The sequence below is a fragment of the Roseomonas sp. HF4 genome (assembly GCF_005222755.1).
Taxonomy (GTDB): domain Bacteria; phylum Pseudomonadota; class Alphaproteobacteria; order Acetobacterales; family Acetobacteraceae; genus Neoroseomonas.
Genome location: NZ_STGD01000020.1, coordinates 25529 through 39703, shown reverse-complemented (window position 1 = coordinate 39703; position 14175 = coordinate 25529). Strand labels below are relative to the sequence as shown.

The following is a 14175-nucleotide window of genomic DNA, read 5'->3' as shown; positions in this document are numbered from 1 at the left end:
CGCTTCGCCCTGCGACCGCCCCGCCCGTTTCAGGTCGGGAGGTTCACCCTAAGGCCCGGACCTGTGGCTTGGCGCACAGCGCGCCATCACCCACGCCGACACACTGCGCGTCCTCAGAGAGGAGAGATCGATGCGACAGCTCACACTCACGAAGGCCGGCCTGCTGGCACTGGCCTCGCTCGTGCTTCCCGCGCCGCACGCCGCAGCACAGCAGGAACCGCCCAACCCCGTCAGCCAGCAGCAGCCGCTCGTGGCGGGGGAGACAACGCCCGACCAGATCCTGCGCGAGCTCGGCCTTGTCACAATCCGGGTGAACAGCAGTTTTTGCAGCGGTGTTGCGCTTAACGCCTACTGGGTGCTGACGGCGGCGCATTGCGTGCGCGACCTGACGCTACCCACGCCAACCGTGCCCCCCTCGCAGGTTACGGTCACGCGCGCCTGGCAGCCGGGGCCGCTCGTCGTGCAGGATGTGCGCGAGCTCTTCAGCGAAAGCGGTATCGACGCCGCCCTCGTCCGCACTCGGCTTGCGATGCGCACACCAAATGACCCGAACTTGCCGGAGGTGACCGCCCGGCCGAACGATCGCGTGCAATGGGTCGAGACCTTCGGCGCCGGGATCTATCAACTCGCGCAGCGCGTCGGCGGTACGGACGTGGCGGCGGTTGGGGATGGTCAGTTCCGCACGGCCTTCTTCGACGTGACCGGCGCTGACGCCAGCACCCTCTCGCTCGCGATCCCGCCCCGCGTGTCGATCGCGGGCGGGGACAGCGGCGGCCCGAGCTACATCCGCGTCTGGGTGGACCCGAACAACCACGCGCGCGGCTTCCGGCGCGAAGTCGTGGGTGTCGCCTCGAGCTGCATGACCCGCCGCCTCGACGGCCACGAGGACACGCCCGGCTGGACCTGGGTCAGCCAAGTGGTCTCGTGCCGCCTTGCGGCAGTCGGGCCGCTGCGCGACCGCATCGCGGCGATCATTGCCGATCAGTGGCCGGCCGCTGAGGAGCAGGTTTCCTTTGGCACCAGCTTCCCGCCGGGGGGCATGGACCGCCGCCGCGCCCTCTACAATCTTGCCCTGGACCGGCCGCTGGTGCCGCCGGCGGACGGGCCGATGGGCGCTCCGCTGCGCTTCGTGACCTGCGTCGCAGGCGCTGTCGTGTTCACGCCAAGCGCGCCGGCGCCGAGCTGTCCTGTCGAGAACGCCTTCGAGGTGTGGGGCTTCGTCTCAGCGCGAGGCTGGCTCGTGCACCTGCCGTCAGGCCGCTGCGCGGTCGCGTCGGGGCTGGATCAGGTGCGATTCGGCCCGTGCGACGCGGCGAACCCGGCGCACGCCTGGGACATCACGGCGCAGCCGCCGACGAGCGACCGGTGGACCGCGATGCGGAACCGCGGGACTGGCACCTGCTTGGCCGCCGCGGTGCCGCCGGGCGCGGAGCGCGTTTCCTTCCGCCCCGCGGCGGAGCTGGTGCTTCAGTCCTGCAACGGCAGCCCCCGGCAGGGCTGGAGCACGGTCGACGCGGACTGGAGCCGGCGCCAGGGTACTCGCTAGTTTCGGACCTCCGTTGCACCAACGGGTGATGGCAACGGCCAAGGCCGCGGCAGACCTGTGAATGCCGGTGCAATCGGGACCCGGTCGGCCACGTAGTCCCAGGGCTTGCAACGCCGATGGGCGCAAAGCGGCGCTCGTCGAGCGGAGGTGGTTGCCACCGAGGGTGGAGGTCTCCGGCTGAACAGTCGGGAGCGGACCCGAGAGCGTCCGCTCGCCGCCCAACGCAGACTCGCATCGTTGTCTGGCGCGATCACGCATACCCCGTCCCCGCCTGCTGGTTCTTCAGCACCGCTGTCATCATGCACGTCGCCGTGGCGTTGAAGGCCGCGCGGAACTCGAAGCTCGCCTCGACGCCGCCCGGACCTTCGACCGGGGTCTTGGCCAGCGCCAGGTAGACCTCGTGCAGCGTGAAGGTCAGGCTGCGGTTCGCGTCGATCGTGTAGCTGAAGGCGAACTCCGCCGGCGTGTTGTCCTGCGCCTGGGTCAGCAGCGTGGTGTCCGCGAAGCGCGCGGTGATCTGGCCGGTGGCGCGCGCGATGCCGGGATCCACACCCTCGACCTGCCGGTCGGCGCGGATGGTGCGGACCATCTCCATGCCGTTGGCATAGGTGAGTCGCGCCCCGGTCACTTGCGCGAGCGCGGCGCCGTTCCGGCTGATCGCGCCCTGCGCCTTGTTGAAGGCGGTGTAGGCGGCGGAGGTCGGCGTGCCACCCGAACTCGAGGCGCCGCGCGTCGAGCCCTGCCCCATCAGCCCGAAGGTCGCCGTGGCGGGGCCGGTCGGCGAGAAGTCGATCTCCAGCGTGTCGGCGCGCACGCCGGTGCAAAGATCGTAGTTCGGCACGTCGGGGTAGCCGATCTCGACGCTGTTCGAGGGCAGCGCCGCGGCACCGGAGCCGAAGCTGTGGATGAAGTTCGGGCTGGTGCCGATGGTGGTCGGCGCGCCGAGCAGCAGGCGCAGCCAGTGGCCGATGTTGACCAGATCCACCGGGACCACCGCCTGCCCCTGCACGGTGACAGTGTCGAGGAAGGGTGCCGCCGGATCACGGCTGCTGCCGACGCCGATCACATCAGCATCGAGCAGTGGCTGCTCGGCGCCAAGGTCGCAGGAGAGGAACGGCATGCGCAGCCAGTCGCCCGCGGGCGCGGTGCCGTAGGTCGCCTCGGGGATCATGAGCAGGCGGCAATTGGCGCCGATGGCACGGGGCATCGGAGGTCTCCGGGATCAGCGGGGAGGAAGAAGCGTCAGGCCAGCGTCGAGCCGGCGACGGTGAAGAACAGCGTGACGGGGGCCGAGGCAGCGCGGGCGGCGGCGGCGCCCTCGAATTCGACATCCTCGAAGTCGGGCGCACCGGGCTGCGCCCATTCCACGGCGCCGCCGAGGGTGCGTTCGGCGGTGATGGCGGCGGCGATGTCCACCAGCAGCGCGTCGAGCAGCGCGGTGCGCGCAGCCGGCGTCGCGCCACCAACGGTGACCTCGACCTCGGCGCGGTGCTCGATGGCCCAGGCGAGCGGCGACAGGATCGCCGTCTCCTCCACCGTCTCGCCGTCGCGGATGACAACCAGCCCGCCCGGCCGCAGGCGCTGCGGCACCGTCTCGCCGCGCAGGACCAAGGGTGCGGGATTTCTCGATCCCAGCGCCGCTGCCAGCCGACCGTGCAGCGCCGCGATCGCGGTCTCGCGCATACTCATGGCGCCGGCCTCCCGCTCTCGCGCTCCCAGGCTGCGACAAAGCGCCCGGGCAGCCGACGCAGGCCGCGCTCGGCGGCATCCTTCACGTCCAGCCGCTTGGCCAGCTTCACCTGCGGCAGCAGCAGGAACATCGGCACCATGCCGCGGGCGAGCATGCCGCGCGCCCAGGCCTCGCGGCCCTTGCGATTGCCAGTGCCGATCTCGGCGAGCCCGCCGGCAATGAGCCGGGTGCGTCGCCGCCGTTCGGTCTGTGTCCCCTGGCGCAGCGGCAGGCACCACACGAAGCCCCGTCCCGACTGGAACGGCCGCAGGAATGCCTGGCCGGACGCGACCATCTGCGCCGGGGTGACGCGCATGCCTTTCTCGCCACGGCCGCGGCGCCCCCGCGCCGCGTTGAAGCCGGTCGGGATCGCCAGGAACTTCCGGCCGCCCTTGGCGCGGATCAGCGCGCCGCGCTCGAAGGCGTCGATCACGTTGGGCACCTTGGTCCAGACCAGCCCGGCGGGTCGCAGCGACTGGCCGGATCGGGGAAACACCTGCGAGCGCCAGGCATTGGCGATCCCCCGCGCATTGCCACCGAAGCTGCTGGTCACCTGCCGGCGCAGCTCCTGCTTGACCTGCTCGGTCTCGGCGCGGATCGCCGTCATCGCCGCGCGCTCGCCGGCCCGGACCTCGGCCGCGAGCACCTGCCACAGGTCGCCGACGATACGGGCGGCCAGCCTCACGGCGTGCCGCCGCCGGGCGGCAGGCCGGTGCGGTGGCGGATGATGGCGACGGCAAGATCGTGCAACGCTGCCTGGCCGAGGTAGCCGAACACGAAGGCAAAGAGGAATCGGCCGTACTCGTTGAACTCGAGAAAGCCCCCGAGCGCATAGCCGGCGCTGCCGACCAGGGCTGCGGAGGGGACCTCCCAGGCCAGGCACCAGCCGAAGCGCCGGCGCTCCGGATTGTTCCAGCGCACGAAGCCGCCGGCGAGGCCGGCTGCGGCGCCGAGCAGCAGGTCGCGCAACATCTCCAGCAGGGTGAGAGCGTTCTGCGGCATGGCGAACTCCTATCGCTGGCAGAGCGCGCGCCAGGCGGTGCCGGAGGCGTCGCGCTCGGCGTGGGTGACGGTGAGAAGGTCGGAGCCGAGGGCGAAGCTGTCGCCGGCGGCGAGGTCGGGGAGCACGGCGATTGCGACGGAGAGGATGTCGGTCGCCGCGACGATCTCGGTCCCGAAGGCATCAGCCACGCGGTCGGGCGAAGACCGCAGGACGCGGACCGGAACTGCCGGGCCGGTGCCGCCCTGCCGATAGGCTGCCTCGGCGCCCAGGTTCGGATCGGCGACCAGCGCCCTCATCGCATCGGCGAAGGCGCTCACTACTCGCCCCCGTCGGCGGGGTTGAGCCGGCGCACCGCGGCCAGCCGCCCGGCGCAGTCGGCATGGGCGGCGTCGTAAGCCAGCAACAGCTCCGCCACCTGTCCCTGAGTCAAGTCGTGCGTGGCCGGTAGGACAGGTGCCTCCGCGCAGACCAGCAGCGCGTCAGGGAGACGGAGCGGCAGCAGCCGGATCTCCGGCGGTGCGGCCGGCGCGCAGGCGGTCAACAGCATCGCGCAGCACAGGGGCAGCGCCGGTAGCGTGGCTCGGGTCACGGCGGAGGGCCTCCAGATTGGCACCAAGGCGCTTGGCCAGGGCGCGGGCGCGCTCGGCCTCGCCGGTGAGCGCGGCGATGTGGCGCGCGTGCTCGGCGGTGACCTGGGCGAGCGCAGCGGCATTCGCCTCCGCCGTGCGGCTGGCCGTCGCTGCGTCCAGGCGGGCGGCGTCGCGCTGGGCGCGGAAGTGCCAGGCGGCCGTGGCGTAGAGCAGGACGGCTGCCGCGAGCCCAATCGGCAGCGCATGCCGGCCGAGCAGCGACAGGATGGCCGCGCCGGTCACGGGTACGCCTTGCGGTCGAGCTCGAAATGCGGCCCGTCGCGGAAGGAAGCCCAGTCGCCGCCCCAGACGATCGGCACGACGAGCTCCTTCGCCGCAGCCTTCATTGCCGCGCCGATCTGCTCATACAGCGGCCAATCCCAGCGGATCTCGCCCTGCTCCACCGCACCGTCGCCGTCGTCGCGCCAGTAGGCGAGATCGACGGCATGGCCGGTGAGGTGCCGGCTGTTCATGGTGCGTGACGCCCCGATGGCTACCAGCCGGGCCTGGCGCTCGCGGGAGCGCAGCCCCTCCGTGACGATGAAGGGTACCGCCGGGCGGGCCCGTTCGACGACGCGCACCAGGTCGCGGTGCACGCCCTCGAGGCGCGCGCGGTCGCGCGGCAGCAGCGCGCTCATCACGCCCCCGAGGCCGGCACACGGGCCAGCATCACGCGCACCGTGGCATCGGCCGCCAGCGCGGCGACAGTGCAGAGGCCGACCTGAAAGTTGCCGGTCGCGGTGGTGGTGATGCGGCGGTTGGTGTCGTCCCAGAACACGCGCGCGCCCTGGCTGATGGCCAGAGCGGGCTCCTTGGTCAGCTCGAACTCGCCGCGGGTCTCGCAGTCGACGCTGGCGTTCTGCGCGGCGTCGGACGCCGCGACCCCGAAGAAGGCGCCGACCAGCATGCCCTGGCCCGAGAGGATCCCGCCGGCATAGGGCACCACCATCGGGATGGAGCGCGCGTCGGGACGGATACAGTTGCGCATGGTGACGAAACCTCCTCGGAAACACGAAGGGCGCCCGAAAGGGCGCCCCGTGGATGGTTCTGCGATGTCTTGATATGGCCGGCGCCGCCATGGCGCCGGTTCGTCGTTCAGCGCGCGTTGGTTGCTGGTCCAGTCAGCGCCAACTCCAAGATCAGCGCCGAGTGGTCGGAAACTCGCTCCAGACGCGGTGCGTGATCGTATCGGCAGTCGGTGACCATCGCGGCGATGCGACTGGTCCCAAGGGCGTGGTCGAGCCGGAAGCCGTTGTTCCACGGCGTGCTAAACCAAGAGTACTCGCGCCGGTCGAGATGACGGGATCGCCAGAGATCGATGAGGCCCACCTCGCCGATGCGATCCATGTACTCGGCCCCGATGAGGGCGGTCGCGTTGTCCGCCTTATCCAAATCGTTGCGCCCGGTGTTGAAGTCACCGATGAGGAGGCATGGTGCGCTGGGGCCGGATGCGGCACTGATAACACTGTCCCAGTACGGCAGCTTACGTTCCTGGTTCGGCATGTAGACACCCGTCACACGGCCCCATCCGAGGTCCGCCATCCACAGCCGCCAGGGATCGGAAAGCGAGGACACAAGCGACTGGGTTGTCGTGATCGGCGTTCGGCTGGCGATGAGGACCGAGTTTCGGTTGGGAGGCGAGCCGGGGTTGGTGGTGTAGTACCCCGCCTTCTGCAGAGCCACGACGATCGCCGCACCACGGTCGTTCGTACGAAATTCCGTAACAACGAGGACGTCGGCATCAAATCCCAGCAGCGTGCCGACAACGCGGCGATGTCCGTCACCGGCGGCGCCGCCATGCCTGATATTCCAAGTGGCGACACGCATTGCGGCCGAATCCAAGATTGCTTTTCGCACCTTAGCGATGGGCGAGATCGCCACAATCCTCGCCCATCGTCAGCGCACGCAGCAGCACCCGACTACCTTGTCCTTAGGTGCCCGGATTGAACCAGGCGCCGCGCCAGTCGATGGCGCCGACGCCGAAGTCGAAGATCACGCTGACCTCGACTCCGTCTGCGCCCTGCACCGGTCCGGTGGTGACCTGCGGCCCCTCGGCGCCGTTGAGGTAGCCGTAGACATAGACGGGTGCCGCGACCGGGTCGGAGAACAGGTACCAGCGGTTCGCCTGGATCAGCGGCTCGATCAGCGGCTGCACGAAGCCGGCAAAGACATTCGCCTTGCCGATCTCACTCGCGGCGACGTTGATGGTCGCGCGCCGCGCCGCCAGCTCCTGGTTCGGCCCGACCAGCAGCCGCATGGTCTGGCCCATCGAGATCGGCAGCCCGTCCAGCGTGCGCTGCTTCATGATGGCAGTGCGGCCGGCGCCGATGGTGTCGGTGTCGAGCACGGTGCCGGTGCTAGCCTTGTTGGCGCGCGCGGCGCCGGTGGCGAACACGGCGGCGCTGCCGGTGGTCAGCGTCGGGCCGTCGCCATTGGCCGAGTTCAGCAGATTGTAGGCGGTGGCATTCTCGAACTCGGCGACGCGACGGCCGATGGCGGCGGCAAAGTCAGTGAAGGCGCCGAGGTCGTCATTAACCAGCATCGGCCGCGTGACGCGGATGCGCCGCGCGAAGGTCTGCAGCAGCACGATCTCCTGGCTTTCCGACATGGTGCCGACCTGGATCTCGCCGTTCTCGGCGAGCGGCAGCAGGGTCGGGAAGTCACCGATGCGCAGGTGCCGGTGCGGCTTGAAGTCCCGAAAATCGCGGCGGAGGAAGATCTGCCGGTAGGTCGGCTGCGCCGGCTGGTAGGCGGCAAGCAGCATCTTGTTGGCTGCCGCCGCGAGCAGCAGCGGGAAGTCGGAGGTGGTGTGGAAGGCGCGCTCGGCCAGGAGCGTCGGGTTGCGCGGCACGCTGCGTTCGCCGCGGGCGCGCAGCAGCTCGCCGATCATGTCGGAGGGACGCCAGCCCATGAACTCGGCGTGGCGGCCCGAGCGACCACTCTCCCCCTGCGGCTGGTAGCCGGGCATGGCGCGGGCGGCGAGCGCCTCGGCCATGGCGTCGAGGATCTGCGCCGGGTCATCGTGGCTGGCGCCGGTCTCGGGGCGGGCGGGAATGGAGGGACGCGGTCCCTGCGTCACCAAGGCGTCGAACAGGGCTCGGCGGGCCTGGTCGCCGGTCCAGCCCTGGGCGATGGCTTCGGCACGCACCGGGGCGATGCGGTCCGCCGGCAGCAAGGCGCGGGCGGCCTCCACGGCGGTGTCGATGCCGGCGATGCGCTCGCGCTCGGCGCGCTGCGCCTCCGCGCGGACCGCGTCGAGGTCCGGTGCGGCGCGAGTCGGCTCGCGCGCCGGGGCGCTGAGCGTGGTGGTCACGGTGGTCTCCTGGGGCGGGGTGGTGGACGGCGCGGCGGAGGGCGGCGCCGACGGGGCAGCAGCCGGGGTCTCCGGCGTCGTCTCGGGCATGGGTGGATCCTCATCAGGCAGGGCGGGCTCGATCGCTGGCGCGGGGAGGCCCTGCTCCCCCTGCGCGCGGACTGCGGCGTCGCGGTCCACGGGGACCGGCACGACGGAGATCTCGAAGGGCTCCCAATCCACCGCGCGGTGGACGGTCTCGCCGCTGGCGGCGTCAGGCCACGGCTCGTAGCGATGCACGCGGTAGCCGACACTGACGGCCCGCAGCGTGCCGTCGGCGATGCGCTGCCAAACAGGCTCGACGTCAGCCGCGGAGCTAAACTGCAGCGTGGCATAGCCGCGGCCGCGCTCGAGGCGGGCTGCCACCACCCGACCCAGCACGTCGCGCGCGCCGCCGCGGCGATGGGTGTCGAGCACCGGGGCGCGGCCGGAGCGCAGCGCCTCCATCCGCACCGCGTTCGGCGACATCTCCAGTTCCTCGGTGATCAGGCCGAGGGCCGGGACGAAGTTGCGGGCCCGCGCGCCGGTGCTCCACACCACCTCGACGGTGCGCGCAGCGCGATCGACGGTGGCAGGCGCGGTGATGGCGCGCTGCGCCACGAGCGACTGCACAGCGGTGGGCGTTTGATCGAGCATAGCGGCGTGTTCCGGCGCGGCATCGCTGCCGCTCGGGTCGGCCAAGGTCGTCATGCTGTAATCCTCGTCTGAGCGGCCCTGTGACCCCGACCCACCGAATTGCCGGGGGATGTCAGCGTTCGCTGGTACGCACCGATTCCGATGCAGACGGTTGGATGCGCGTGCTAGCGTTCTGGCCTTCGGCTAGGAGTGAGCAAGATGCAGCACCGAACCGGCCTGACCTGCACCGTCGCAACCCTGATCGCCTGTTATCCGGCGCTGGCGCAGCAGCCGCCTGCGCGGCCCAATCTTCTGCTGCAGGAAACAGTCCAGGGAATGCCGCGCGGCGAGCGCCAGCAGGTCAGCGTGATGACGGCGACCATCAACCCCGGCCAGAGCACGGTCTTCCATACGCACCGCTTTCCAGTGACGGTCTACATCCTGGAGGGGGCCTTCACTCTCGAGATGGAGGGGCGCGAGGCGATCACGGTACGGGCCGGCCAATCCATGGTGGAACCGCCGAATGTCCGCATGACTGGCTACAACCGAAGCGCAACCGAGCCGACGAAGGTTGTAATCTTCTATGTGGCGGAACCAGACACGCCATTCCTGGATCCGATCCGGTAGAACAGCACCAGCACGCCGATCGGGAATCGCGACACCACACCATTAACCCTGCGAGGACCGCTCCTCATTGAGCGTGGTGGCGGCGCCGGTCGCCGCGATCTCGACGGCAGCCATCTGCGCGGCGTCCTGCGCTGCGCCGGACTTCGCGACGCGGCGCGGATCGGTGTCGAGCGAGATGCCGGCCTCGTCGAGCAGGGCATTGGCCTCGCGGATCATCTCCACCGCCGCGCGGAAGTCGTAGCCGAAGGCCCCGGCCGCCTCCGGCTGCGGAACGAAGCCGGCGCGCACCTGGGCGATCAAGGCGGTGGTGTCCTTGAGCGGGTCGATCATCTCGTGCGCTGGTGGGACGTGGCTGACGCCGTCCGGCACCTCCGGGCCCCACAGCCCGAGTAGCGTTCCCTGCGCGTGGAAGCGCTCCGCGATCGGGCGCACCAGCATCGGGATGAGCATGCCGTACTGGACCTGCTCGCAGAGCCGGCGGAACTCGATCTTGCCGGCGCGCAGCGAGGAGTAGTTCGCCTGGGTCAGGTCGCCGGAGACCTGGTCGTAGGTCAGGCCGGCGCCGACCGCGGCGGCCTCGAGGGCGCGGCGGGCGAAGGCTGCATGGCTGCCGCCACCCGAGGGGTTCACCACCTCCACGGAGCCCATGCCGCGGCGATACAGGATCATCCCCGGCTCGAAGCTCTCGACCGTGCGGCCCTGCGCGTCGCGGAGCAGGCCCGCCGCCGCACCCGTCAGGGCCTCGTCGCCCTCCTCGGTCACGAGCGCGGCGAGGCAGGCCTCGATCTTGGCCTTCATCAGTAGCGCAGACTCGTAGTCGCCGAGGTCCCGCAGGCGCAGCAGCACCGGCGCCAGCCAGGAGACGTCGCGGAGCTGCCCGGGCCGGCGCTTGCGGTAGACGTGCAGCACCTCTGACGCGGGGATGCGCTGGCTGCCCTGCCAGGTCGCACCCGGCAGGATCCAGGCCGCGCCGGGATGCACCCGGTGCAGCCAGTAGGCGATCGGTTCGCCCGCCTCGCCAAGGGCGATGCCCTGGATGGTCGCAGTGCCGTCCACCATGCCGGTGCGTGCCGTGTCGAGGTGATCGCTCTCCAACACCTGCAGGCGGAGGCCGATCGGGTTCGCCGGTGAGGGCTGCACCATCAGGAAGCGGACGAAGCATTCGCCGCTCTCCACGACCGCCCGCATCGCCAGCGCCTGCAGGCCGTAGAGGTCGAGCCGTCCCTCGGCGTCGCAGGCGGTGCTCTCCGCCCAGCGCTGCCAGGCGCGGCCGTGCGCGTCGTCGGGCCAGCGCGTCGTGATGCCGGCGCCGACCGCATTGCCGGTCCACAGATCGACGATGCGGCTGGCATAGGGATCGTTGCGGACGGCATCGCGGGCACGGCGCGCCACGGTGGCCGCGGCCAGGCCTACCTCGGCATTCGCGCTGCCGCCCGAGGGCGCCCAAGCGGAGGCGCGCCCGTCCTGCGCGGCGGCGTAGCCACGGAAGGCCTGCCACGCTCGGATCACTCGCTCGATCACGTGCCGTTGCCCCGCGAGAAGGATGCGAACGTTGCCGTCGGCCTGCGCGCTGCCGTCGTCTCGGCGCTGCGGAGGACGGCGAGCGCGCGGCCGAGTTCGTCGAGGCTGCGGTACTCGACGGTACGCCCATCGAAGCTCACGCGCGTGCTGCCGCCCGTATACGCCGCGGCCAGCACTGCCGCGCGGCTGCCCACCGGCTGCGCGAGTGCCCAGGCGAGAATAGCGGGGTCCATCACGCGGCCCTGAGCGTCGGCAGCGGCGTCGCCGCGTTGACGAGATAGGACAGCCCGTTCGGCGGGTTGGGCATGATCGGCACGCCAGCCTGATGCGTCAGCGCCGCAAAGAAGCCGTTCTCGCTGCCCGTGGTACCGCCACCGGCGCCGCCATCCGCCGCGGCCGAGCCGAGCAACAGCGTGTTGCCGCCGCTGAAGGCCTGGGTGCTGGTGCCGCGCGCCGAGGGCGCCCCCGAAAAGCACAGCAGCAGCCACCAGACGCCGGCCGAGATCCAGCGCGGCTGCGCAAAGCCACAGATCGCGCTGCCGGCAGAAGCGGTGTCGGCGTCCGTCAGCGGCTCTTCGACGAGGCGCCCCGGATGCCCAGTGCCATCGTCGGCAGCCAAGGCCATGCGCAGGACGCCCACCGCGCCGGTCGTCACGCTCACCGCCATGGCCGAGAACAGGCCGGGCCGCGCCAGCACGTAGGGTACGCAATAGAGCCGGTTCGCCGTCATCGCGACCGCGCCGCCGACCGCGCGCGCATGCTGCGAGGCGTAGAAGCGCCCCGAGACGTAGGGCAGCATCGCCGGCGCCGGCGGCATGTAGTGCTGGAACAGCGCGGTCATGCGAGGGGTCGGATGCCGAGGGTGAGCAGGCGCTCCGCCGCCTGGTTCACCGGCGCGGCGGCAAGGCCCGAGCGCAGGCGCAGCCAGCGCCAGCCGAGCAGCAGCGTTGGCGGCAGGGTGAGGGCGCGGCCGGCAGTCGCTGTCAGCACCACCTCGTTGCCGAGATGGTCGTAGAGATCCGACCAGGCCGCAGGCTCGCCCTCGTCGAGCGAGCCCTGCAGGGTGAGCGGCGCATCGTTCCAGGCGGCCGGCAGCAACAGCAGGCAGACGCCGTAGCCGACGCTGGCGACGGGTCCGCTCAGCGCCTGGCCGGCGGCGATTCTGGTGCGCACGGGCACGATCGCGGTCATCAGAATCTCCAGGATCAGCGCAGCCAGCCCTGGCGCGGGGCGAGCCAACCACGCGGGCGATGGGCGTTGGGTGGTGTTGCGGGCGTCGCCAGTTCGGCCTGCGGTGACGCCGGTGGGTGGGCGACATTCCCGGCGGCAGGAAGCTCGCTCGGCCGCAGCGGGGCATCGGCGATCTGGTCCCGCAGCTGCTGCCAGAAGCGCTCGCCGTAGCGGTCGGCGCCGAGCAGCCACAACGCGGCGCGGGCGAGCACGGCGCAGTCCAGCGCTTCATTGCGTTCCCTGAGCTTCGCCCATTCCTGCCGGGCAAAGCCGCGGCGATCCTTGGTGGTGCGCAGCTGCTCGGCGACCAGCTGCTTGACCCACTCCGCCTCGATGCCCCGCGGCAGATGCACCCAGCCAGGCGGCACCTCCTCCGCGTCGCCTCGGCTGAGCCACAGCCGACGGTACAGATCGGCCTTCCAGGTCGAGACCGACACGGTCCACAGCTTCAGGCCGCGCCGCAGCTTGCGGCCATCGACCAGCGCGTCCACTGGCGTCGGGCCCTGCACGGGCTGGGCGCGGTTCCAGCCATCGATACCTTTGGTCGGCGCGATCCGCGGATCCCGCAGCCGGCGCAGATGGCCATAGACGGCGGCCGTGTCGCGGCCGCCGGTGTCGACGCAGAGCCGTGCGATGCGCATGGCGCCACCGCCCTGGCGCGGCCAGTCGCGCGCCAGCACCCGGGCGAGTTCGTCCCAGGGCTCCCGGTCCCGCGGGCTGCCCGGGATCACCACATGGTCCACCAGCCAGGACGAGAACCCCTCCGCCCAGCCCCACACATCGCATTCCAGGCGATCGTCCTGCACGTCCACGCCCGCCGTCAGCACCAGCGCGCCCGTGGGCACGACGCCCATCGGAAAATCCTCGCGGCGCTCGACCAGCCGCTCCCAATCCGGCGCCTCGCCCTGCTCCTGCCAGGTCTCTCCCAGCACCGTGTTCTTGAAGGTCTTGATGTCCTCCGGCTTATCCTGGGCGGCCTCCCAATCCCGGGCGATCTGCCCCCAGGAGAGCCAGCCCACCGGGGAGTAGAGCGCTGAGATATGGAAGCCGACGGTGTGCGGATCCTGACCCTCGGCCGTAGCACGCCACTCCCCGCCGCCGAGCATCGCGGTCTTGTCGTGCTCCTGCATTGGGTGGTCGCAGGCGGTGCAGTGATACCGCGCCGTCTCCGGCGCACCCTTGTCCCAGAGCAGCCGCTCAAAGCGCAGCCACTGCATCTCCCCGCATTCGGGACAGGGGACGAAGAAGCGCCGCTGGTCGGAGGCCAGGTACTCCCGCTCGATGCGGCTGCGGCCGGCGATGGTCGGCGTCGAAACCAGGAAGACCTTGCGCCGCCAGCCGAAGGTCCGCGCGCGGGCCTCGGCCAGGGCGATCGGATCACCCTCGCCGGCGACGTCGCCGGGATAGGCGTCCACCTCGTCGAGGAAGAGGAACCGCGCGGTCATCGAGCGCAGCCCGACGGCGCTGTTGGCACCCGTCAGGACCAGGATGCCGCCCGGGAACTCTTTCGACAGCATGGTGTTGCCGCTGTCGCGGGCCCGCGCCGGCGCGACACGTTCCCGCAGCGCGGACGTCTCCTCCAGCAGCGGGTCGATGCGCTGGCGCGAGAAGCGCTTGGCAAGTTCCACGGTCGGCTGCACGGCCAGCGCCGGCGCCGGCACGTGATGCATGATATAGCCGAGCCAGTTGTTTCCGCATTCCGTGGCGCCGACCTGCGCGCCCTTCATGAACACGACGCGCCGGGCGGGATGCACCGCCGACAGCGCGTCCATCACGTCCTTCAGATAGGGCGTGCGGCTGGTGCGCCATGGCCCTGGCTCGGCCGAGGCCCGGCTGCCGAGCATCCGATGCCGCTCGGCCCATTCCGAGACGGTGAGCTGCGGCGGCGGGCGCAGCATGGCGCCGACACGCCGGCGCACATGC

At 71.1% G+C, this 14175-nt stretch carries 17 protein-coding genes; 2 read left to right on the top strand and 15 right to left on the bottom strand.

The genetic code is table 11. The features are described from left to right. Positions 1-130: 130 nt before the first annotated feature. Positions 131-1546 (top strand): RICIN domain-containing protein, encoded by a 1416-nt coding sequence (locus E8M80_RS22925; protein WP_137128062.1) that lies wholly within the window; start codon positions 131-133, stop codon positions 1544-1546. A gap of 250 nt (positions 1547-1796) precedes the next feature. On the opposite strand, the gene E8M80_RS22920 is transcribed toward E8M80_RS22925, so the two are convergent. From E8M80_RS22920 to E8M80_RS22875, 10 genes are all read right to left on the bottom strand, one after another. Beyond that, positions 1797-2753, bottom strand: coding sequence for a phage tail tube protein (locus E8M80_RS22920; protein ID WP_137128061.1), 957 nt, complete (start codon positions 2751-2753; stop codon positions 1797-1799). Between the two features lie 35 nt (positions 2754-2788). Continuing rightward, complete coding sequence (locus tag E8M80_RS22915) at positions 2789-3235, bottom strand: hypothetical protein (protein ID WP_137128060.1); 447 nt, start codon at positions 3233-3235, stop codon at positions 2789-2791. Beyond that, on the bottom strand, positions 3232-3960 hold the full coding sequence (locus tag E8M80_RS22910) for a DUF6441 family protein (protein ID WP_137128059.1): 729 nt from the start codon (positions 3958-3960) through the stop codon (positions 3232-3234). The genes E8M80_RS22915 and E8M80_RS22910 overlap by 4 nt, the downstream gene beginning before the upstream one ends. Continuing rightward, positions 3957-4277: a phage holin family protein gene (locus tag E8M80_RS22905; protein ID WP_137128058.1), complete on the bottom strand. Its 321-nt coding sequence runs from the start codon at positions 4275-4277 to the stop codon at positions 3957-3959. The genes E8M80_RS22910 and E8M80_RS22905 overlap by 4 nt, the downstream gene beginning before the upstream one ends. A gap of 9 nt (positions 4278-4286) precedes the next feature. Then, positions 4287-4595: a hypothetical protein gene (locus E8M80_RS22900; protein ID WP_137128057.1), complete on the bottom strand. Its 309-nt coding sequence runs from the start codon at positions 4593-4595 to the stop codon at positions 4287-4289. A gap of 162 nt (positions 4596-4757) precedes the next feature. Continuing rightward, entirely contained in the window at positions 4758-5150 is a 393-nt protein-coding gene (locus E8M80_RS22895; RefSeq protein ID WP_137128056.1) for a hypothetical protein, read from the bottom strand. Next, on the bottom strand, positions 5147-5545 hold the full coding sequence (locus tag E8M80_RS22890) for a M15 family metallopeptidase (protein WP_137128055.1): 399 nt from the start codon (positions 5543-5545) through the stop codon (positions 5147-5149). Before E8M80_RS22890 ends, E8M80_RS22895 begins: the two co-directional genes overlap by 4 nt. Then, on the bottom strand, positions 5545-5895 hold the full coding sequence (locus E8M80_RS22885) for a DUF2190 family protein (protein WP_137128054.1): 351 nt from the start codon (positions 5893-5895) through the stop codon (positions 5545-5547). Before E8M80_RS22885 ends, E8M80_RS22890 begins: the two co-directional genes overlap by 1 nt. A 107-nt stretch (positions 5896-6002) precedes the next feature. Further along, entirely contained in the window at positions 6003-6734 is a 732-nt protein-coding gene (locus tag E8M80_RS22880) for an endonuclease/exonuclease/phosphatase family protein (RefSeq protein WP_137128053.1), read from the bottom strand. A gap of 103 nt (positions 6735-6837) precedes the next feature. Then, positions 6838-8949 carry a prohead protease/major capsid protein fusion protein gene (locus tag E8M80_RS22875; RefSeq protein WP_137128052.1) on the bottom strand — a complete coding sequence of 704 codons (2112 nt, stop codon included), beginning with the start codon at positions 8947-8949 and terminating at the stop codon, positions 6838-6840. A gap of 144 nt (positions 8950-9093) precedes the next feature. On the opposite strand from E8M80_RS22875, the gene E8M80_RS22870 reads away from it, so the two are divergent. Then, positions 9094-9501, top strand: coding sequence for a cupin domain-containing protein (locus tag E8M80_RS22870; RefSeq protein ID WP_137128051.1), 408 nt, complete (start codon positions 9094-9096; stop codon positions 9499-9501). A 42-nt stretch (positions 9502-9543) separates the two neighbouring features. On the opposite strand, the gene E8M80_RS22865 is transcribed toward E8M80_RS22870, so the two are convergent. The 5 genes from E8M80_RS22865 to E8M80_RS22845 are packed head-to-tail and all read right to left on the bottom strand — an operon-like array spanning position 9544 to position 14150. After that, entirely contained in the window at positions 9544-11022 is a 1479-nt protein-coding gene (locus E8M80_RS22865) for a phage portal protein (RefSeq protein ID WP_240790179.1), read from the bottom strand. Continuing rightward, positions 11019-11255: a phage head-tail joining protein gene (locus tag E8M80_RS22860; protein WP_137128050.1), complete on the bottom strand. Its 237-nt coding sequence runs from the start codon at positions 11253-11255 to the stop codon at positions 11019-11021. Before E8M80_RS22860 ends, E8M80_RS22865 begins: the two co-directional genes overlap by 4 nt. Next, a complete protein-coding gene (locus tag E8M80_RS22855; RefSeq protein WP_137128049.1) occupies positions 11255-11863 on the bottom strand; it encodes a hypothetical protein in 609 nt (202 codons plus the stop codon). The genes E8M80_RS22860 and E8M80_RS22855 overlap by 1 nt, the downstream gene beginning before the upstream one ends. Continuing rightward, on the bottom strand, positions 11860-12213 hold the full coding sequence (locus tag E8M80_RS22850) for a hypothetical protein (protein ID WP_137128048.1): 354 nt from the start codon (positions 12211-12213) through the stop codon (positions 11860-11862). Before E8M80_RS22850 ends, E8M80_RS22855 begins: the two co-directional genes overlap by 4 nt. Positions 12214-12227: 14 nt before the next feature. Then, entirely contained in the window at positions 12228-14150 is a 1923-nt protein-coding gene (locus tag E8M80_RS22845; protein ID WP_137128047.1) for a phage terminase large subunit family protein, read from the bottom strand. Between the last annotated feature and the right edge of the window lie 25 nt (positions 14151-14175).